The 20,652-nt window shown below is 35.6% G+C and carries 19 protein-coding genes and 2 pseudogenes; 14 read left to right on the forward strand and 7 right to left on the reverse strand.

All coding sequences use genetic code 11. From position 1 onward, the window contains the following. Positions 1–74: 74 nt before the first annotated feature. From COO03_RS16865 to COO03_RS16875, 3 genes are all read left to right on the forward strand, one after another. Positions 75–524: a hypothetical protein gene (locus COO03_RS16865; RefSeq protein WP_097898264.1), complete on the forward strand. Its 450-nt coding sequence runs from the start codon at positions 75–77 to the stop codon at positions 522–524. Continuing rightward, complete coding sequence (locus COO03_RS16870; RefSeq protein ID WP_097898265.1) at positions 512–820, forward strand: YxcD family protein; 309 nt, start codon at positions 512–514, stop codon at positions 818–820. Before COO03_RS16865 ends, COO03_RS16870 begins: the two co-directional genes overlap by 13 nt. A gap of 194 nt (positions 821–1,014) precedes the next feature. Beyond that, positions 1,015–1,605 carry a DUF6609 family protein gene (locus COO03_RS16875; protein WP_240520137.1) on the forward strand — a complete coding sequence of 197 codons (591 nt, stop codon included), beginning with the start codon at positions 1,015–1,017 and terminating at the stop codon, positions 1,603–1,605. 82 nt (positions 1,606–1,687) lie between these two features. On the opposite strand, the gene COO03_RS16880 is transcribed toward COO03_RS16875, so the two are convergent. From COO03_RS16880 to COO03_RS16895, 4 genes are all read right to left on the reverse strand, one after another. After that, positions 1,688–2,917, reverse strand: coding sequence for an NAD(P)/FAD-dependent oxidoreductase (locus COO03_RS16880; protein WP_097898267.1), 1,230 nt, complete (start codon positions 2,915–2,917; stop codon positions 1,688–1,690). Continuing rightward, positions 2,914–3,246 (reverse strand): (2Fe-2S)-binding protein, encoded by a 333-nt coding sequence (locus tag COO03_RS16885; protein ID WP_097898268.1) that lies wholly within the window; start codon positions 3,244–3,246, stop codon positions 2,914–2,916. The genes COO03_RS16880 and COO03_RS16885 overlap by 4 nt, the downstream gene beginning before the upstream one ends. Then, positions 3,243–3,515, reverse strand: a complete 273-nt coding sequence (locus COO03_RS16890; protein ID WP_097898269.1) for a (2Fe-2S)-binding protein — start codon at positions 3,513–3,515, stop codon at positions 3,243–3,245. Before COO03_RS16890 ends, COO03_RS16885 begins: the two co-directional genes overlap by 4 nt. Before the next feature lie 73 nt (positions 3,516–3,588). After that, positions 3,589–5,232, reverse strand: a complete 1,644-nt coding sequence (locus COO03_RS16895; RefSeq protein WP_097898270.1) for a sigma-54 interaction domain-containing protein — start codon at positions 5,230–5,232, stop codon at positions 3,589–3,591. Positions 5,233–5,467: 235 nt separating this feature from the next. Here COO03_RS16895 and COO03_RS16900 point away from each other — a divergent pair, with 235 nt between their 5' ends. The 6 genes from COO03_RS16900 (at position 5,468) to COO03_RS16925 (ending at position 12,848) form a co-directional block, all read left to right on the forward strand. Further along, positions 5,468–6,643, forward strand: coding sequence for an NAD(P)/FAD-dependent oxidoreductase (locus COO03_RS16900; protein WP_097898271.1), 1,176 nt, complete (start codon positions 5,468–5,470; stop codon positions 6,641–6,643). Next, positions 6,640–7,677, forward strand: coding sequence for a proline racemase family protein (locus COO03_RS16905; protein WP_097898272.1), 1,038 nt, complete (start codon positions 6,640–6,642; stop codon positions 7,675–7,677). The genes COO03_RS16900 and COO03_RS16905 overlap by 4 nt, the downstream gene beginning before the upstream one ends. After that, the gene (locus COO03_RS16910; RefSeq protein WP_097898273.1) at positions 7,674–8,627 is read left to right on the forward strand and encodes a proline racemase family protein; all 954 of its coding nucleotides are present in this window, start codon (positions 7,674–7,676) and stop codon (positions 8,625–8,627) included. The genes COO03_RS16905 and COO03_RS16910 overlap by 4 nt, the downstream gene beginning before the upstream one ends. 198 nt (positions 8,628–8,825) lie before the next feature. Then, positions 8,826–9,722 (forward strand): 4-hydroxy-tetrahydrodipicolinate synthase, encoded by an 897-nt coding sequence (gene dapA, locus COO03_RS16915; RefSeq protein ID WP_097898323.1) that lies wholly within the window; start codon positions 8,826–8,828, stop codon positions 9,720–9,722. A gap of 38 nt (positions 9,723–9,760) precedes the next feature. Continuing rightward, positions 9,761–11,245: an aldehyde dehydrogenase family protein gene (locus tag COO03_RS16920; protein ID WP_097898274.1), complete on the forward strand. Its 1,485-nt coding sequence runs from the start codon at positions 9,761–9,763 to the stop codon at positions 11,243–11,245. Positions 11,246–11,357: 112 nt separating this feature from the next. Beyond that, positions 11,358–12,848, forward strand: coding sequence for an alanine/glycine:cation symporter family protein (locus tag COO03_RS16925; protein ID WP_097898275.1), 1,491 nt, complete (start codon positions 11,358–11,360; stop codon positions 12,846–12,848). A gap of 163 nt (positions 12,849–13,011) precedes the next feature. On the opposite strand, the gene COO03_RS16930 is transcribed toward COO03_RS16925, so the two are convergent. Continuing rightward, a complete protein-coding gene (locus COO03_RS16930; protein ID WP_097898276.1) occupies positions 13,012–13,818 on the reverse strand; it encodes an alpha/beta fold hydrolase in 807 nt (268 codons plus the stop codon). Positions 13,819–14,014: 196 nt separating this feature from the next. On the opposite strand from COO03_RS16930, the gene ppaC reads away from it, so the two are divergent. Next, entirely contained in the window at positions 14,015–14,947 is a 933-nt protein-coding gene (gene ppaC / locus COO03_RS16935; protein ID WP_097898277.1) for a manganese-dependent inorganic pyrophosphatase, read from the forward strand. Positions 14,948–15,525: 578 nt separating this feature from the next. Continuing rightward, the gene (locus tag COO03_RS16945) at positions 15,526–16,386 is read left to right on the forward strand and encodes an alpha/beta fold hydrolase (RefSeq protein WP_097898278.1); all 861 of its coding nucleotides are present in this window, start codon (positions 15,526–15,528) and stop codon (positions 16,384–16,386) included. 80 nt (positions 16,387–16,466) lie between these two features. Here COO03_RS16945 and COO03_RS28165 read toward each other — a convergent pair. Continuing rightward, positions 16,467–16,541 (reverse strand): annotated as a pseudogene (locus tag COO03_RS28165) (integrase); the annotation flags it as partial. 150 nt (positions 16,542–16,691) lie between these two features. Here COO03_RS28165 and COO03_RS16950 point away from each other — a divergent pair. The 3 genes from COO03_RS16950 (at position 16,692) to COO03_RS16960 (ending at position 20,374) form a co-directional block, all read left to right on the forward strand. Further along, positions 16,692–18,389, forward strand: a complete 1,698-nt coding sequence (locus COO03_RS16950; protein ID WP_097898279.1) for a M3 family oligoendopeptidase — start codon at positions 16,692–16,694, stop codon at positions 18,387–18,389. A 209-nt stretch (positions 18,390–18,598) separates the two neighbouring features. Further along, positions 18,599–19,810 carry a peptide ABC transporter permease gene (locus tag COO03_RS16955; RefSeq protein ID WP_097898280.1) on the forward strand — a complete coding sequence of 404 codons (1,212 nt, stop codon included), beginning with the start codon at positions 18,599–18,601 and terminating at the stop codon, positions 19,808–19,810. A 114-nt stretch (positions 19,811–19,924) separates the two neighbouring features. Continuing rightward, the gene (locus COO03_RS16960; RefSeq protein ID WP_097898281.1) at positions 19,925–20,374 is read left to right on the forward strand and encodes a DUF6884 domain-containing protein; all 450 of its coding nucleotides are present in this window, start codon (positions 19,925–19,927) and stop codon (positions 20,372–20,374) included. 27 nt (positions 20,375–20,401) lie between these two features. Here the strand turns inward: COO03_RS16960 and COO03_RS27735 are convergent. After that, positions 20,402–20,580: pseudogene (locus COO03_RS27735) on the reverse strand (tyrosine-type recombinase/integrase); the annotation flags it as partial. Positions 20,581–20,652: the final 72 nt, after the last annotated feature.

The raw sequence follows: 20,652 nt of genomic DNA on the forward strand, positions 1-20,652 counted from the left end.
ATGAATCTATCATTCTTGCTTTAAAGAAAGATAGATTTCACATATATCTATAGTAAAAGGAGAATTGGTACACTATGTTAAAAAAACTGGTTACAGTAATGACTGCATTTATGGTTGTTTTTGGGGCTAGCAGCTTTGTTTTCGTAGATCATGCAGCAGCGAAAAGTTACAAATCTGGTCAAAAATCATATACACCAAGTTCAGGACAAAAGTCAAAAGTGGATTTAAACAAAAAAGATTCTAATGTAAATGCACAAAAAACAACTCCAGACAAAAAAACAAAAGCGACAAATACAGCACCAAAAAGTAATAAAGGAAGCTTTATGAAAGGTTTATTACTAGGTGGTCTTGGTGGTCTATTGATGGGAAGCTTATTCTCAAATATGGGAGCACTTGGTTCTATATTAGCGTTTATGGTAAATATGTTAGTAATGGCTGGTATCGTAATGTTAGCGGTTCGAGCATTTAAATATTTCAAAAACCAACGTAAGAAACAGGCGGAAGAAGCAGCATGGAGAAGATAAAAATTTCCGAGCAAGAGCTTATAAACGCACTGTGTGTATACATTGCTGAAAAGCGACAAGTTGGTCCAGAAGCAGTTTTAGTTGAGCTGATGTATGATGATGACTATGGTTTTTCTGCTGAAGTAGAAGTTAATGGTCGCAGGCAAATTTTAATTCAAGCAAACTTAATTGAAGCACTCCGCGTATGGCTTGATACAGAGTACAATGTCAATCCATTCGCTGCAAGATTACAGCTTGAATTAGATGTTGAAGAAGGTATTATCGCGCTAGCGAATTTTAATAACTCGGATGAATAGTAAAAAAGAGCTGCTGAGAGTAATCTCAGCAGCTCTTTTTAGTATGTGCATGTTGTAATGGAGTTAAATTGGGAATTTAGGGGATGACCTGTGGTTTGTATAATTTTGTTAAATTAAACTAGTAGGGACACTGTTATAGCTGTATAATTAGATTGATTTGAATTATACAACAACTTGTAAAAGGAATGATGAAAGTGTTACAAAAGCTAGCGAAGAAATTAGGGTATGAGGAGGGAGAGGCATTACAGTTTTTTAATAAACGCATTTGTGGTATATGGTTAATATGGGTAGGAATTACTATCATTGCAGCAGCCGTTGTAGGCGGAAAATATTTTATTCACCCTATAGTTTTTTTGGTCGGCTATTTTGTCGGTTTTAAATTTATTTTAGGTAGCAAATCTGTAAGGAAAAAATATTCTTTTGGCCCTATGTCTAAATTTCAATCTAAAGTGTCGAACTTATCTATTGTTCTTTTATTTGTACTTATGGGTTTAATTTCAGGGAGATACTTTGAAACGTACGACTATCGTATGATTTGGCTAGGAGCTTTACTTGCGACAGGTATTCATTTTATTCCATTTGCACTCGTACATGGGAAGAGCATGATATATCTTTCAATTCCATTAGTAATCATTGCATTGTTTGGTTTTATTCAAGCAGAAACACCATTTATATATATTGCGGTAGCTGATGGTGCTGTAAAAGTTTTATTTGGTATAGGCTTATTTTTATCTAAAAATCCAGGTATGAGTAATACAAGTAGTCATTACTCAAAAAATGTATAACGAGTAAGAAGAAGCGTGAAGTACATACTGTTCTTTTCATTAAGGTGCCCAGCTAAGCTAGGCACTCTTTATTTTCAATAAACTATATAATTTGTTTAACATCATGTGAAGAAAAATTACGCCAAATTTCATTCATTTTCCGTCTACCAGCAGCAATGTTTGGATTAAACTGAATGACAGCTTGCTGGCGGACGGCGTGAACATTTTGAATTGCTTGTTGTAATTGTTGGTCGACTGAATTTGATTTTGCACAAGCATGTTTAGTAATTGAAAGCCCAGCCACAGTTCCTTGTGCCATAGCAATTTTTCCGCTTTCAATTCCAGTAATATTTCCAGCTACAAATAATCCAGCAAGAGGGGTTTCCATTGCCTCTGAATGGAGAGGCACATGTCCGCCAAGTTCAGGGATGTACTGGAATGGACAGCCTGCAATAGCGGCGAGCTCCGCCAGGGGATATAAGCCGCCTGCTATACAAACAAAATCTGCTTCATATACTTCTTCTGATCCTACAATAATGTCACCTTTCGCATCAATACTGGTCACACGAACACCTTCTACCTTATCTGTTCCGATAATGTCAAGCGCCGCTTTACGAAGATGGAGAGGTGTGCCGTTTACTTTTATGCCGTTATTTGGATAAAAGTTCAAACCGATTTTTCTAAACCAATCCTTTTTCATGAAGCGGCTTCCAATGCGAAGTAGGGCTGACGGAGCGAGGTGAGCTGCGTTCAATAGTGATTTTAAAACTTCCTCAGGTTCACCAGCTTTTTGACTAAGATCACTTTTTTCAGGGAGTACAATATGATCAACAGTAATGCCTGCTAATTGCAGTTCGTTTAAAATCGCAAATGATAAAATATTAGCGCCGATAATAATCCCTTTTTTGCCAACTTGAACTCTGTGAACATTCGTCATAACTTGAGCTGCACCAATTGATATGACACCGGGCAAAGTCCATCCAGGAAGTGGGATAGGGTATTCAGCTGCCCCGGTAGCTAGTAATATAAAAGGAGCTTCTATCGTACCTATGTTTGTATGTACATACCAAAGGTCTTCAGCTTTTTCTAAATTATATACGGATACACCACACCGAATATCAACAGAAAGTGCTTTTGCTTCTTGATGAAGGCGTTCTGATTCTTTTATTCCGTTCCACCATTCGCCAGTAGGTTCTTGATGGAGTTGCCCTAATAATCGGCCACCAGGCTTTATAAATTCATCAACAACAATTACTTTGAGGTCAGAATTAGCACAAGCGATTGCTCCTGCTAATCCTGCTGGTCCCGCACCAATTACAATTACATCAATCATCGCTTTTCAACCATCTTTCTTATAATATTCGGATGTTGTTTACCACTTTCAACAATCATATCTTTTTCTACTACCGTTAAACATGCTCTTACATTTGTTTGATGATTAACTGTTACGCGGCATTCTGAGCAATGTCCAATATTGCAATAAATCCCCCTAGGTGTGCCACTATCTTCGTGAATACGCAAAGTTCTTATTTCATTTGCTAAAAGTGCAGCAGCGATGGTTTCATTTTCATATGCTTCATATTTCTTTCCATCAAATTGGAAATAAGTGCGTTTTTGATTGTCTAAATCACCTAGAATAGGATGATGTAAAATTCTGGTCATTGATTTTCACCTACTGTTCCAAAAGTTACCGCCCGTATTGGTGGTTGATATTTTAATGGAATCTCGTGAGGTGATGTTCCAGGATTGGCACTTTCTATCATTCGGTCTATTACTACTCTACATGTACGTCCTCCGCAAAAACCCATTCCCGCTCTTGTTCTTAGCTTTAATTCCCGTGCCGAGCAATTATATTCAGTAATTGTAGATTGAAGTTGCCCGTATGTAACTTCTTCGCAACGACAAACAATGAAGTTCTCTTTGTTAGACATTTGTATTCCTCCTCTAGTTCGGTTTACAAAAATATAATGCAAAAAGTATGCCAATATAGAGAAGGGAGAGAACTTAATGTAAGCCGAGTCGTTTTAAGCGATTATATAGGGTAGCCCTTGTAACACCAAGTTGCTTCGCGCATTCTAGTTTATTCCCATTCAAAATTCTCAAAGCTCTTTCGAGTATTTTTTTCTCATGTTGTTCCATTTCTTCTTGTAAGGTCAAAATAGTGTTGTTACCACCTAATGACGAATGGGATGTTAGTTCTTGAGAAGCACTGTTTGTATGAAAAGGTAAATATTCTTGCTTGATTACACCATCTGTTGCGAATACAACAAGCCTTTCTATGACATTGCGTAACTCGCGAATATTCCCCGGCCAATTGTGGTGAAGGAGTTCATGCATAACTTCTGGAGGTAGTTCATAAATTGGCCGCTTATAATTGATTGAAAAATCGTTTAAAAAAGAATATGTTAATTCGATAATATCCTCTCGTCTTTCCCTTAATGGTGGAATGTTCAGACTAACTACATTTAACCGATAATATAAATCCTCACGAAATTTTCCTTGTGCCATTAATTCTTGTAAATTACGATTTGTAGCTGCAATAATACGAAAATCAATGTTAATTTCTTTTTCCCCACCGACGCGATAATACTTTCGCTCTTGTAATACACGAAGAAGTTTCACTTGCATATCGAGCGGCATTTCACCGATTTCATCAAGAAATAAAGTACCGCCTTTAGCAAGTTCTATCTTTCCTTTTTTTCCTTTACTGTTTGCGCCTGAAAAAGCGCCTCGTTCATACCCGAATAATTCACTTTCAAATAAAGCTTCTGGTATTGCACCGCAGTTAATGGAAATGAAGGGAGCATTTTCTTTTTCACTTGCTTCGTGAATTGCTTTCGCAAATATTTCTTTCCCAACACCACTTTCACCTAATATTAAAACCGTTGATTTTACAGAACAAACTTTTCTAGCCAAATGAATCGTTCTTTGTATAACAGAGCTTTTTCCTTTCATGGATTGAAAGGGATCGGATGCATCTTTATATTTTGCTACTTCTTGTTCTAAACGGTGTACTTCACTAGACATATTAAATAACTTTTCATTCAACACAACTTGGTTTGTGACATCTGTTTCAGAAACGACTGCACCAATAATTTGATCATCACAATAAACAGGATTTGAATTAATTAAAACAAATAAATCCGAACGAGGTTGATGGTATTTGGCTACAATACTTTTGCCTTCATGTAGTGATTGCAAGATTTCTAGATTTTTATAATCAAAAAAATGAGTAATAGGTTGTCCAATTATATCTTGATGCTTAACTGAAAAGATTTTTTCAGCGCCTTCTGTCCATGTACAAACACGTTCACGATCATCAATGACAGTGACTGAAGAATCCGTTGTTTGAATGACAGTTTCATAAAACGCTTGTAATTGTTTATAGGCATTTTGGAGAAAGTGAATCATTTGTGCAGCGGTTATGCAGCATACAGGATTTTGATTTGTATTGAGAATAACAACTGCCGCATGATTAGAAAATGCTTCAATTAAGGTAGAGAATGAATCTTGTTCATGTACGACTTGGCAAGGAAGTCCATGGTAATAAAACTCGTTATTTTTTTCTTCCATGTGATTCGTACCAAACGTTGTATCCGTGAGAAAATGTTGTACCGCTTCTTTTATTGAAGGCAATGAAAATGTCATAACGTCCTCCTAGAATGTAAAAATTTATTAACACTGCTAAAAATATAATACACCTATTTATTTATTATTCAAAATTTTTTTACACTTAATTAGAAAACAAATCTTAATACCCGTTTTTTTATTGTAACGTCAGCGAGAATATACAGTATTTCTTACGATGAAAAGGTTTATTTTAGTTGGCATATCAATTGCATAAATAGAAAATGAGCGATTTTAAAGAAAGGAGGTATACGTTATGAGGCATTGTGACGTTTTAATAATTGGCGGTGGAATTATTGGCTGTTCTATTGCTTATTATGCTTCAAAATATGGAAGGGACGTAACGATCATTGAAAAGGGAGAATTTGTAAGCGGTACATCTTCACGATGTGACGGCAATATTTTAGCCATTGATAAAGACCCAGGTTTTGATAGTCAAATGTCGTTGTTTAGTCAAAATTTAGTAACGGAACTGAGTAAAGAATTAGAGCATCCTTTTGAATATCGAGCACCAGGAAGCATTCTTGTCTGTGAGTCAGAGGAGGAGATGGAGGCTGCGCAAAAATGGGTGAATCGTCAAAAAGAAGCAGGGTTACCATTTCGGATGCTTGATCGGCAAGATATAAGAGAAGAGTCACCATTTTTTGCTGATGACTTGTTAGGTGGGCTAGAATGCGCAACTGATTCCACTGTAAATCCATATCTTCTTGCTTTTTCACTTCTTGAAGAGGCAAAAAAATTAGGAACGAAGGCTTTCAAACAGACAGAAGTAAAGAGAGTGAAGAAAGAAACAAATGGTTCATTTTTTGTAGAAACAAAAAATGGAACATTCACGGCAGATCACGTTGTCAATGCCGCTGGAGTATGGGCACCTAAAATTGGAGAGATGTTGGATCTTTCTATACCAATTAAGCCGAGAAAGGGGCATATTATCGTTGCCTCAAGGCAGCAACATGTAGGGGCCCGAAAAGTGATGGAATTCGGCTATTTAATTTCTAAATTTGGAGGGAAACGTAGGGTTGACTCATTGACTGAAAAGTACGGAGTAGCTCTTGTTTTTGAGCCAACGGAAAGCCAAAATTTTTTAATTGGAAGCAGTAGAGAATTCGTTGGATTCCATACAAAAATAAATAATGAAGTCATCAAATGTATCGCGAATCGTGCCATTCGCTTTTACCCGAAAATGGCAGATATGATGGTGATTCGTTCCTATGCAGGACTACGCCCGTGGACAGAAGATCATTTACCAATTATTTCACGAGTGGATCACCTTCCGAATTATTATATTGCAGCAGGTCATGAGGGCGATGGAATTAGTCTCGCAGCAGTTACAGGGAAAATTGTCGAAGAATTCATCAATGAAAAGGAAACATCAATCCCTATTGAACCACTTCGTTTTAATCGTTTTACAGAAAGGGTGCTAAACGGATGAGGTCACAAAGAGTTTTTACAACAATTGATACGCATACAGGAGGGAATCCAACAAGAACGTTAATCAGCGGTCTGCCAAAGCTGGTAGGAACAACAATGGCGGAAAAAATGCTTCATATGAAAACAGAGTATGACTGGATACGCCAATTTTTAATGAACGAACCGCGTGGACACGATGTGATGTCTGGAGCGTTGTTAACAGATCCATGCCATCCAGAAGCGGATATAGGTGTTATATACATAGAGACAGGTGGCTATTTGCCAATGTGCGGGCATGATACGATCGGGGTATGCACTGCTTTAGTTGAATCCGGTTTAATCCCTGTCTATGAGCCAGTAACGTCATTAAAATTAGATACACCAGCGGGACTGGTTGAAGTGGATATTTCTGTTGAAAATGGAAAGGCAAAAGAAGTATCTTTTTGTAACATTCCAGCGTTCTTGTTAAAGAGTGTTTGTGTGAATGTTGAGGGAATTGGATGTATAGATGCTGATATTGCATATGGCGGGAACTTTTACGCCATTATAGATGCAAAATCAGTTGGATTAGATTTAATACCAGAAAATGCTTCTCAAATAATCGAAACAGCAATTCATATAAGAAATACGATTAATGAAAAATTTGAGGTTATTCACCCGCAATATCCATTTATAAAAGGATTAACTCATATTGAGTTTTATACGGATCCTACTCATGAAAAAGCAAGTGTGAAAAATACAGTAGTTGTTCCCCCTGGAGGAATCGATCGTTCTCCATGTGGTACTGGTACATCGGCAAAATTAGCTGTGTTATATGCAAACAAAAAAATTTCGATTCAGGAAGAATTTATTCATGAAAGTATTGTTGGATCATTATTTAAAGGATGTGTATTAGAGACAACATATGTAGAGAACATAGAGGCTGTAATCACAAAAATTACAGGTTCAGCTTGGCTCATGGGGATGCACAGATTCATTTACCACGAAGAAGACTCGCTGAAAGAAGGCTTTCTGCTTATTCCGCCGATGGAACATGAAACGGAGGACGCAAAATGAATATTCAACAGATGTATTCAGCAATAGATGTACACGTAGCCGGTGAAGCGTTCCGTGTCATCAAAGATGTCCCATTTATGTATTATCAGAGTTTGGACCACTTACATGAACAAATTTCTTGTGGATGGATAGATGAGATTCAGCTTTTGTTAAATGAGCCACGTGGATTTGCAGGTCTAAAAGGATGTGTTGTCGTTCCATCAATCCATAAAGCAGTGGATGCGGCCGTATTATTTTTCGATCATGAGGGAAGCATTCCTTTTCATTATGGCGGTATCGTTGCTGTGGTAACAACTTTACTAGAAAGTGGTCAGTTAAAGAAACGAGAGTCCAATCAATATAAAATTGAAACGCTTCGCGGCATATTTTCAGTTACTGCGAATATGGAAAAGAGTGAAGTAGTTTCTGTCTCACTAGAAAGTAAGCCATGTTATGTAGTTGAAGAAAACCTGCAATTGAGTACTGCATTCGGAAATATACAGTATTCTCTTATGCAAGCTGATCAATTATATGCTGTGTTTGAAAAGGACGAATTTTTCAAAGAGATTCGTATAGAAAACATTTCTGAATTAAGGAGATGGGGAAAAGCGGTGCTTGAAGTTCTTCCATCCAATCTTTCGATAAAAAGAGTAGTTTTAGTAGACGCCGCCCAAATAAAAGAGAATCGTATAAAAACAATTACCTTTCAGGATAACGAATATATCGTTCGTTCACCTGGGTTTGAATCGACAATGGTTTCCTATTTGAGTTATCGTTCTAAAAAAGATGTATGCAGGGAAAGACCATTTATAAATGAGAGTATTTTTAATAGTTTTTTAACACTGAAAGAAACGAATAAGATAGAGAATGGGTACACATTTACGTTCACAAGCAGAGGATTTATTACAGGTATGCAAACATTTGTATTAGATCCTACTGACCCTTTTCCAGTAGGGTTTCTATTGAAGTAATCATTATACATTGAACTATATACATCAAGTAAAAAACCGACATAAAACCCTTCTTTTTAGGTGGGAGAGAGCATCTGGTCATGTATAGCAGGGATTTAGATGTCGAAAAATTAAAATGGATTTATATATTCTGCATATGAAGAACAAGGTTGCTAGTAGGAAAAAACAATATTGTAATTTTAAAGGGGAGAGATGATGATGCAAAGTATAAAAGGGGCATTTCCAGTATTAATTACACCGATGAATGAGTTACAAGAAGTTGATTGGAACGGAGTAAAGCAAAACGTTAACTACTTTATTAAGCAAAAGGTTGCTGGCATTATAATCAATGGAAGTACGGGAGAGTTTGTGAGTTTATCTAAAGAAGAAAGATGTAAGATGGTTGAAACTGTATTAAAAGAGGTAGATGGTCGTATTCCTGTGATTGTCGGGACTGCTGCTGAAACAACGAAAGAAACAATTGAATATACAAAACATGCCGAGGTGAACGGTGCAGATTGTGCACTAATTATTAACTCTTATTATTGTAAACCGAAAGAAGAAGAGATTTATTTTCATTTCAAAGAAATTTCAAATGCTGTAAATATACCAATTATGCTCTATAATAATCCGTTTACATCTGGTGTCGATATGAGTACAGAACTTATGCTTCGTATTGGGAAAGAATGTGAGAGGGTGACTCATATTAAAGAATCAAGCGGAGATATTCGTAAAGCGAGAGATTTGGTGAGAAAGGGAAAAGGATCCTTTGAAGTTTTTTGCGGGTCCGAGGATTTAGTTATGGAATCCTATTTAGTAGGAGCTACAGGCTGGGTTTCTGTGGCAGGAAATATAGTTCCAGGACTTGTTACACAAATGTATGAGTACTTTCAAAATGGTGAGTTAGAAAAAGCTTGGGAAATGAATGATAGAATTTTGCCTCTTTGCGCATTTCTTGAAGGGTCAGGAAAATATGTGCAAATTGTGAAGCGGGCGATGGAATTAAATGGGCAAGCTGGAGGACCATCTCGTTATCCTCGCTTAGGATTGACACCTGAAGAAGATCAAAAGCTGCAAGATATTTTATCACAAATTACTGCAAATTCAGCTAAATAAAATAAATTCATTTATGTAATGAAAGGGGAGTATAAAACGTGTTAACGACAAAAATTGAATTGAAACCAAGGGTAAAAGAGTTTTTAAATAAGGAAATCAAACTGCTTATTAATGGTGACTTTGTATCTTCTATTAGCGGGAAAACATTTGAAACGTATAATCCAGCTACGGAAGAAGTTCTTGCTGTTGTTAGTGAGGCGCAAGCTGAAGATGTTGATAGAGCAGTGAAAGCTGCAAGACAGGCTTTTGAAGCGGGACACTGGGCTGAAATGACTACTGCTGAAAGAGCGCATCTTATATACAAACTAGCTGATTTAATCGAAGAACATAAAGAAGAACTAGCACAGCTAGAAGCGTTGGATAATGGTAAACCATATCAAGTTGCACTTGAAGACGATATTCCAGCGACAGTAGAAAATTATCGTTATTATGCTGGCTGGGCTACAAAAATTTTAGGACAAACAATACCTATTTCAAAAGATTATTTAAATTATACACGTCATGAACCGATTGGTGTTGTTGGTCAAATTATTCCTTGGAATTATCCATTAGTCATGTCTGCTTGGAAAATGGGAGCGGCTCTTGCGACAGGTTGTACGATTGTGTTAAAACCAGCAGAGCAAACACCGCTATCCCTATTATATGTAGCGGAGCTTTTTAAGGAAGCGGGTTTTCCAAAGGGCGTCGTAAACTTTGTTCCAGGTTTTGGGCAAGAAGCCGGGGCAGCAATTGTAAATCATCATGATATTGATAAAGTAGCTTTTACAGGTTCAACAGTTACAGGGAAATATATTATGCGTCAATCTGCTGAAACGATCAAACATGTAACGTTAGAACTTGGTGGTAAGTCTCCTAACATTATTTTAGAAGATGCTGACTTATCAGAAGCTATCCCTGGAGCGTTCCAAGGTATTATGTATAACCATGGTCAAAACTGCAGCGCAGGTTCCCGTGTATTTGTTCATCGGAAACATTATGAGAGAGTAGTAGAAGAACTTGTAGAAATGGCGAATAGCGTAAAGCTTGGTGCAGGTATGGAAAAAGACACAGAAATGGGACCGCTTGTCTCTAAAAAACAGCAAGAGCGTGTACTACATTATATTGAACAAGGAAAAGCTGAAGGTGCAACAGTTGCAGTAGGCGGAGAAAAGGCATTTGAAAAAGGCTACTTTGTTCAGCCGACAGTTTTTACAAATGTTACTGACGATATGACAATTGCAAAGGAAGAAATATTTGGCCCAGTCGTTGTAGTCATGCCATTTGATTCAGTTGAGGAGGTAATTAAAAGGGCAAATCATTCTACCTATGGGCTAGCTGCTGGCGTATGGACTCAAAATATTAAAACTGGACATCAAGTAGCAAATAGATTAAAGGCAGGAACAGTCTGGATTAATGATTACAATTTAGAAAACCCAGCAGCACCATTCGGTGGTTATAAACAGTCAGGAATTGGGCGTGAATTAGGATCGTATGCGCTTGATAACTACACGGAAGTAAAGAGTGTTTGGGTGAATATAAAGTAATGATCAAATAGGAAAGCTAACGGACAACTTGAATGAACGATGAAGTTGTCCGTTTTGTTTTTAAGCATGCAATATATAAATCTTTTTCAACACAATTATGAGGGGGATTGGGATGGAAAAGTTAATAGAGTGGTTAGTAGGACAAGTATGGAGTATAGGATTAGTTGTTTTTGCGCTGGGTGCAGGTGTGTATTTCACAATTGCGACTCGCTTTTTACAAATTCGGTATTTTAAAGAGATGATCAAATTATTATTTGAAGGAAAGAGTTCAGAGACTGGTATATCTTCATTTCAAGCATTTTGTTTAGCCTTATCGGGCCGGGTTGGAATTGGGAATATTGCTGGTGTAGCGACAGCGATTGCTTTTGGAGGCCCAGGTGCTGTTTTCTGGATGTGGGTTATGGCATTACTAGGGGCAGCTAGCGCATTTGTTGAATCAACGCTTGCCCAATTATACAAAAGTAAAGTAGGAAATGAATATCGCGGAGGTACACCATACTTTATTGAAAAAGGCTTGAAGGTAAAATGGTTCGCAGTAGTTGTGGCCATTGTCGTCACGATTTCATATGGCGTTTTATTACCAGGAATTCAATCAAGTAGCATTGCGGTTGGATTTGAAAATTCATCAGGTGTAAGTAAGTATATAACAGGTATCCTTTTAGTTATATTGCTAGCGGCGATTATATTTGGAGGAGTAAAGAGAATTGCAATTGTTTCTCAAACTCTGGTTCCTTTTATGGCAATCGGTTATGTCGTAGTGACATGTATCGTTCTAATTGCAAATGTGACAGAAATTCCTCATATGTTTGCGCTCATTTTCTCGAGTGCATTTGGCATCAATGAAATGTTTGGAGGAATTGTTGGAGCGGCAATTGCCTGGGGAGTAAAAAGGGCTGTATTTTCAAATGTTGCTGGTGTTGGAGAAGCAACATATAGTTCAGCAGCAGCTGAAGTATCACATCCTGCTAAACAAGGGTTAGTCCAAGCTTTTTCTGTGTATATAGATACAATTGTTGTATGTACAGCGACAGCTCTTATGATTCTGATAACCGGTATGTATAATGTTATACCTGATGGAAAAGATGCAATTGTGAAAACGATGGGGAATGTTGAGCCAGGCCCAATATATACCCAACAAGCTGTTGAAACTGTAGTTACAGGTTTCGGTCCATTATTTGTTTCTATCGCTATTTTTTTCTTCGCATTCACTACTTTACTAGCGTATTACTATATTGCAGAAACTACACTTACTTACTTGGATCATAAATTAAAATTAAAATGGCTAAAAACCGTTTTGAAAATTGGATTTTTAATAATGGTTTATATTGGTAGTGTGGAATCAGCTTCTCTTTTATGGAATCTGGGTGATTTAGGAATAGGCAGTATGGCATGGCTTAACCTTTTGGCGATTTTACTGCTAAGTAAGACAGCTTTAAAAGTATTAAGAGATTATGAAACGCAGAAAAAAGAAGGGAAAGATCCTGTTTTTAATCCTAAAAAAGTAGGAATTGAAGGTGTTGAATTTTGGGAAGAGAGATGTAAAGAGGTGAAAGACAAGACTTCTAAAAAAAGTGTACCGATTGATGAGAGTATAAAATTTTAGTTTATGGTATCAAGCACATTTTAAAGTTTTTATTCTGAAAATTCAATTAATATCCAGGGTGAATTATTACTTCGAAAAAGGCCATCATTTTGAATGGCCTTTTTGTGTTGGCTAGAAAATAAGTTTTTAAAGTCTCAACACATTATATTGTTTATGAAATACATTATGAAAGGGATTCAATAAAAGCATGTAACACGTTATTAAAATGGTCGGTTTCTTCTAAAAATGGGCAATGACAGCTATTTTCAAAAATAACGAGTTGAGAATTATGAATGTGTTTGTGTAAATGTTCTCCTGCAGCAACTGGGATTAATTTTTCTTCTCTTCCAAAACAAAGCAAGGTTGGTTTTGTAATTGTCTTTAATTCTTCACGGTAATCAACAACGGTTTGATCAAATAAAATAGCGCTTGCAATGGATGCTGGAACTTTTGTGACTTCTTCAAGTATCCAGGTGAAATCTTCTGTAGAAAGGGATTCTTTAAACATAAGAGGAATAAAGCCTTTTAGAAACTCAGTTTGATTTGTTTGAATCTCTCTCATCAAATGAATCAGTGTTGGAAAATCAAAGGCACCGATAGGGAAATCAGGCCATTTAAAATCTGATGCTAGTTCATCAACGATTACCGAACCTTGTATATTTTGTTCTCCAAATTGTTTTATATATTCCCATACAATAAATGCTCCCATTGACCAGCCTACTAATGTAACATCTTTTAACGCTAAAGCCTCTATAAAGGTATGCAAATCATGAGCATAGTTTGTGATTGTGTGACCAGTTTCGATGTGCGAAGAACGTCCGTGTCCTCGTAAATCAATGGAAATAGCACGGTATTTATCGCTGAAATAAGGAATTTGTTTATGAAAAAAGCGACTACTCATCCAAACCCCATGAATAAAAAGAACAGGTTTACCTTTTCCTTGATCTTCATAGTATAACTCCACACTATTTTCAAGTTTTATTTTAGGCATATTAGAAAGCCTCCTTATAATAAATAGCTTTTTTATAAGTTTATTATGCTTTCAAGGTTTTTTTCCTCTTATGTAGGCGAAGTGTAGTATTTTTGTGTGAAAATGAAAGAAACTTGATTTTATTTATAAAAAATGTGTTTAAAATATTGTCATATTTGCTTCTTTAAGATATCCTTTTGATGAAGAGGTGGAAAACATGGAAAAAGTATTAGTTTTCGGGCATAAAAACCCAGATACAGATGCAATTTGTTCTGCGATTGCTTATGCAGAGTTGAAAAAAGAATTAGGAATGAATGCTGAGCCTGTACGTTTAGGTGAAATCAGCGGCGAAACTCAATTTGCGTTAGATCATTTTAAAGTAGAAGGACCGCGTTTTGTTGAAACAGTTGCAAACGAAGTGGACAATGTTATTTTAGTTGATCATAACGAACGTCAACAAAGTGCTAACGATATCGAATCTGTTCGTGTGTTGGAAGTTATTGACCATCACCGTATTGCTAACTTTGAGACAAGCGATCCTATCTACTATCGTTGTGAGCCAGTTGGTTGTACAGCTACAATCTTAAACAAAATGTACAAAGAAAGCGGCGTTACAATTCGTAAAGAGGTTGCAGGTTTAATGTTATCTGCAATTATCTCAGATTCTTTACTATTTAAATCTCCAACTTGTACAGAACAAGACGTAGCTGCGGCTCGTGAATTAGCGGAAATCGCTGGTGTTGACGCAGGAAGCTACGGCTTAGAAATGTTAAAAGCTGGTGCAGATTTAAGCGGTAAAACAATGGAGCAATTAATCTCCCTTGATGCAAAAGAATTCCAAATGGGCAATGCAAAAGTTGAAATCGCACAAGTAAACGCTGTCGATACAAACGACGTTCTTGTACACCAAGCGGAATTAGAAAAAGTAATCTCTGCAGTAGTAGAAGAAAAAGGTCTAGACTTATTCTTATTTGTTGTAACTGATATCTTAACTAACGATTCTGTTGGTCTTGCTATTGGTAAAGCAGCAAACGCTGTTGAGAAAGCATACAACGTAACATTAGAGAATAATACTGCTACTTTAAAAGGTGTTGTTTCTCGTAAAAAACAAATCGTTCCTGTATTAACAGAAACATTCCAAGCTCTATAATATATAGTAAGTTTGGATAATAGAAAAAAGGCAAGCAGTCGAAAAGTCTGCTTGCCTTTTTGTTATGGAAAGTTAGAAAAGCTTTCATATTGTATCTCGAGGAACCTGTCAATTTTGACAGGTTTTTATTTTTGAGTCTGTTAAATTTAACTGTTGATTTTCTTATAAAAAAAACGAGAAGGAATGCGTGATGCAACCTATTACTTGTGCTAAGTTAGTTAATATTTCCAATTTTTGTGATATAATTAACCATATAAAAAGACAGAAAGGAGTAATACTTATCAAACATCATTTCCCTTAATATCGGAATACCTCAAAAATTACTGTTTCAAGGAAAAGAAATTGAAACAAGTCTGTTTAAAAAGAGTGTTAACATGCCGTTATATCTATCGATACCCAACTTTGAAGACGACGGTCCATTGCATCGCTAAACTAGAATAACCCATAATCAAAATGTAATATCCCTAAGATACAATCTCTACATAAACTCTTACAAACTATATAACTCATTTATAAAAATATTCATAGTTATTCCTTTATTTTTTTACCATTCTATAAATAAGAAGGGATGAAGTTTTTTGCAAAGAGAAATGATTAAAACAGATCGTGGAGAATTCGAAGTATTTATTGGTGGAAAAGGTACAGAGCCTATTTGTATAGCACATTTATATCAAGAATTTTTATCGGGTAAAGAGCCGTATTCTGCAGCAATTGGAGAATATTATAAAGTAATATTAGTAAATCTAAAAAATACGGGTTCCTCAACTAAAGTTAAATCAAAAAAAGACCTAAGCATGGAAGAAACTGTGAAAGATTTAGAAAGTATTCGAAAGAAACTTAAATATTCTAATTGGGCTTTTGCGGGACACTCCACAGGAGGTTTTTTAGGCTTAACTTATCTTTCTATGTATCCAGACAAACTTTCTGAAATTATTTTATGCGGTACAGCAGCATCAAATAGAATAAACCGATCTAAAAACAATTTATTCAATGTGGAAAACGGAAAATATAAAAAAGATATGATGAAAATCTTCTTTAAAATGTTACCTTTTATGAGCAAAAAAAGTAAAGAATCTGCAGCAAAAAAATTCTTCGAGTTATGTCTTCATTCTAAAGAAAAAGTTGATGAATATTACAAAGAAATGCAATTTGTCGCCATTAATAAATCAAGAATGGCAGCTTATTCATCTGAATTACGTCATTATGATGTCAGTGAAACCATAAAAAATATCACTGTCCCATCTTTAATATTATGCGGAAAGTATGATGTTCAATGTCCAATCGAATTTTCCGAAGAACTACATAACCTGTTGCCTAATTCAATCCTTCTAACATTTGAAAATAGTAACCACTTCCCTTTTATTGAAGAACGTGAAAAATTTTTAGATGCGCTACATACTTTTACAAATCGGCCAAATTCAAGCGCTTCCACCCTATAAAAAACACGACTGAGTTTCCCCCACAGTTGTGTTTCTTTATTACTTTTAATCTTTATGAAGGTTCTCATTCTAGTTTTAAGATCTAGTTGTCTATTTTCTAATCGTTCAACTGCTTCGCGACGTTTAGAATCATCTATGTTTGTATACAGTGAGGTTTATAGTTCAAATTGTGGCTGATTTATGGTTCAAGTCACAATTTTAAAAAACAATATGGAATAGCGAGCAGTTAAAACGCTATAAGTAAATTTAGACCTGTCTGTGACACATGAGTCTAAATACTTAAAGCAAAGTTAAGGAGGAATGTTATGGCTAATATTTCAGGATTGGAAAAGTATAATGAAGAAAACGATTATTATGATGCGAAAAAATTAAAAGATAGACTACAAGTACTTCTTGATCAGGACATTTGTTCCATTTCTGAATTAAAGAAGTGGCTAGTTGAGGAACGACGTTTAAGTGCTGAAGTGGAAGAAGTAATAACGAGTCATTTAATCGATTTTTATAGAGATACGAAAAGCATACATAAACGCGACTTATATTTATATTATCAAACTAATATTCAGCCACTTCTTACAAAATATACTGCTGAGTTTGACAAAAAATTTAGCAATTGTCCGCTCGCCAAATTATTGGAAGATGAAAAATATGGTTATATGTGCAAAGTAAGGTTAGAAAAAAATAAGATGTTTCATGAAGACAATGTTTTGCTTACTGTGAAGGAGCAGGAGTTAATAACGAAATATAAAGAAATTATGGCTAGTATAACGATTGATTGGGATGGGGAAACAAAATCTTATCCGTACATAAAAGCAAAGTTAGATAGTCCAAATAGGGAGATTCGTGAACGCGCATGGCGTGCTTTATCTGAGTCGCATACGCATGTAAAGCACGCTGTAGATAGTATTATGAATGAACTAGTACAATTACGTCATCAAATGGCATTGAATGCGGGATTTAGTAATTACCGTGATTATATATTTAAACTAAAAAATAGAGAATACAGCATTCAAGATTGTTATACATTTCATGAGTCTGTTGAAAAACATGTCATCCCGGTATGGAAACATGTAGCGAAACTCTTTAAAACAGAACTTGATATAGAAAAGTATCGTCCGTGGGATATCAGCCCCTGTACATTACAAACATCTCCGTTCAACACTTTTGTTGATTTGCTGGATGGAGTCGAAAACATGCTAGGTAAGACCGATTCATATTTTGAGGAGAGATTTCAACATATTCGTGGGCAAGAGCTGATAGATGTAGAGGAGCGAAAGAATAAGGCCTCAGGAGGTGCTTGTTTTACCTTACCGAAAACAAAAAATGTATTCATTTATGCCAACTTTAGCCCATCGTTTCATGCGATTAATGCTCTTATACATGAAGTTGGTCATGCCATCCATTTCTACAAACAGTTTGCGAATGAGAGTGGTATGCAAGAACGATATCTTCGTGAAGAGGTAGCTGAGCTGTACTCCCATAGTCTAGAACTCTTTTTAATAGATAAGCTTGATATATTTTATCCTGAAGATAATGAATGTAAGAAAGCACAAAGGGAACAAATGCATCGTGCATTTTCTCTGTTAATTTCTCCGCTTTCAGGTGACCTATTTCAACATTGGCTCTATACGAATCCAAACCATTCACCGGAAGAACGGGATGCAAAATATCTTGAAATCAGCAAAAGATTTCGGTATTCATCAGTTGATATTGCAGGTTTTGAAGCAGAAATTGGAGCAAGTTGGATTGAGTCTTTTCATTATTTTCAGTATCCTTTTTATAAAATAGAGTATGCAATATCACAACTAGGGGCGTTACAACTGTTTCAAATCTATCGTGAGGATCCAGCGAAAGCAATCGCTTTATTTAAACAAGGGGCAAGTGTGGATTGGAATGCATCGATTGCGGATATTTACCAGAGTACAGGTGTTCATTTTGATTTCTCTGAACAAACTATAAAAAATATCTCTGAATTCGTCATACATGTAATGGAAGAATTAAGTTAAAAGCTAGAGGGACTTTTCAAAATCAGTATTGATTTTGACCTTCTAAATCTATCAAAAACATAATCTCTAATTTTTGTTGGAAGAAGGGATTATGTTTCTGATAGAAGTCTATTGATTCTCAAAGTATCGCTTGTTTTTTATATGAGCAAAGCGTTTATCAATTTACTGGAGAAAGGTGAAGTATTCATTATATTGGGGTGATATGTGTAGTGAAAGGTTTGTTAGAACGAATAAATCGTGATATAAGTGCAGAAAAATTAAATGAAATATGGCCTGATTTTAAACAAGTTGCATTTGCACTTTACAATAAACAACATGTGTATGTATTTCATCATCCTATGTTTTCGACAGCAGAGAAGAATGAATTTATAAAATTAGATTGGAATGAACAGTTTGTAGGAGATACTTTCATATTATATGAAGACTATCCAACCGCGATCGTAAATTTAGAAAGATATAGTGATTATGAAAGTATATATTCTCTTTTGGTACATGAACTTTTTCACGGATATCAGTTTTTACTGGGTGAAGGCAGGTTTCCTAATGAATTTATGGGATTTCAATATCCGATGGTAGAGGAAAACATTGAATTAAGAACTAGGGAGAGACGTTGCCTATATAACGCTATTCACAGTGATAATGATCTTGACAAGAGACAAAATATACATCAATTCATTCATTTTCGAGAAAAAAGAAACGGTATGATGAATTGTGAATTCATGCAGTATGAATATATGGTTGAAAGTGTAGAAGGGCCAGCTTGGTATGTTGAAATGAATGCCTATTCCAAGGTAGGCACAAGCTCCTATCAAAATACTTTGCAAAAATATAGTGGCTTAATTCTTGATACGTATGATGCTGCTTCCAATATAAGAAGAAGTTGTTATAGTTCAGGAATGATTCTATGTTTATTGTTAGATGAAATAGCTCCAGATTGGAAAACACGTTTTTTAAAAACAAAGCAATCGTTATATGATTTTTTTAAACAGAGTATAGAAATTGAGATAGATCAAATACAAATAGATGAAATAAAAATAGAGGCAGAAACGAAAGAGATTATAAAATTGGTCAAAAAGCAGAGAGAAATAGAATTTAGAGCGTTTCATCATCAAGAAGGTTATCACCTTTTCATAAGGGGAAATATGCAAGTCGATATGCTAAATCCGATGAATCTTATTTTGGATGGAAATAGATTATTACATAGAGGTTTTTTAGGTCTACGCATTCATAATAAGCAATACATGATTCAACAGCCGATCATATCTTACTTTAAAGAAAGGATTCAAGATATTGAACAGGTGCATTTCGTGATAAGTGAAAAACCGATTAAAAGTGAAGAAGGATGGAGCGTTTTAGGAGTAGGAAACATAAAAGGTGAATATGAAGAAAAGGGGAATTCCATATTTTTAAACATCAAATAAAGATGCTATGATCTTATTATTCAAGGATATACAAGGATGTTTAGTGTATGAGAATATAAATTACAGATGAATAGAAATTTTGTGATCACGTTTGAAGCGAGGTAGAAGGTAACAATGAAAAGATTATGCATTATTCCATGTGGGAAAAAGAAGATTTGGGATAAGTACCCTGATAAGGGGCCAACAGAAGCAAAGGATGTATACATCAGTCCGTTTGGAAAAGCATGCCAAGCATACGCTTCTCAATTTTTCACACATTGGGTTATTTTATCGGCGAGACATGGATTTTTACTTCCAACTGATATTGTGAAAGAAAACTATGATCTTGCTTTTAATTCGAAAAGTAATGAGATTATTAGTATAAAACAACTAAAAAAACAAATGGTTGATAAAGGATTACTAGAGTTTGATGAAATTGTCCTACTTGCAGGAAAGAAACATAAAAAAGTGGTGACAAAACTATATCCAGAAGAAATCATTTCTTATCCATTAGAAGGATGTAAAGGCATCGGGTATATGTTGCAGAAGTTGAAATATGCTGTTGAAATGCAGGAGGAGATTTAGAGTTCTCTTCTTCATGTGCTTGGTCACTTAATCGGTCACAACAATTTTTTCGAGTTCATCCGATACAGACTTGCCCGTACGCGTTAACACATGGTTATAAGTACCTAAAGTGGTCTTAATTGAGCTATGGCCTAATCGAGAAGATATTAACTTTACATTAACATTTGCTCGATCAGCATTGTCGCATGTGTATGCCTTAGGTTATTTACAATCCCGTTGAAGTAAGCAAATTTAGAATTGTTTATTTGTATCTCGGAATCAAATGTCACAACAGAATA

It is taken from the genome of Bacillus sp. AFS098217 (genome assembly GCF_002551815.1).
In the GTDB taxonomy this organism is placed as follows: domain Bacteria; phylum Bacillota; class Bacilli; order Bacillales; family Bacillaceae_G; genus Bacillus_A.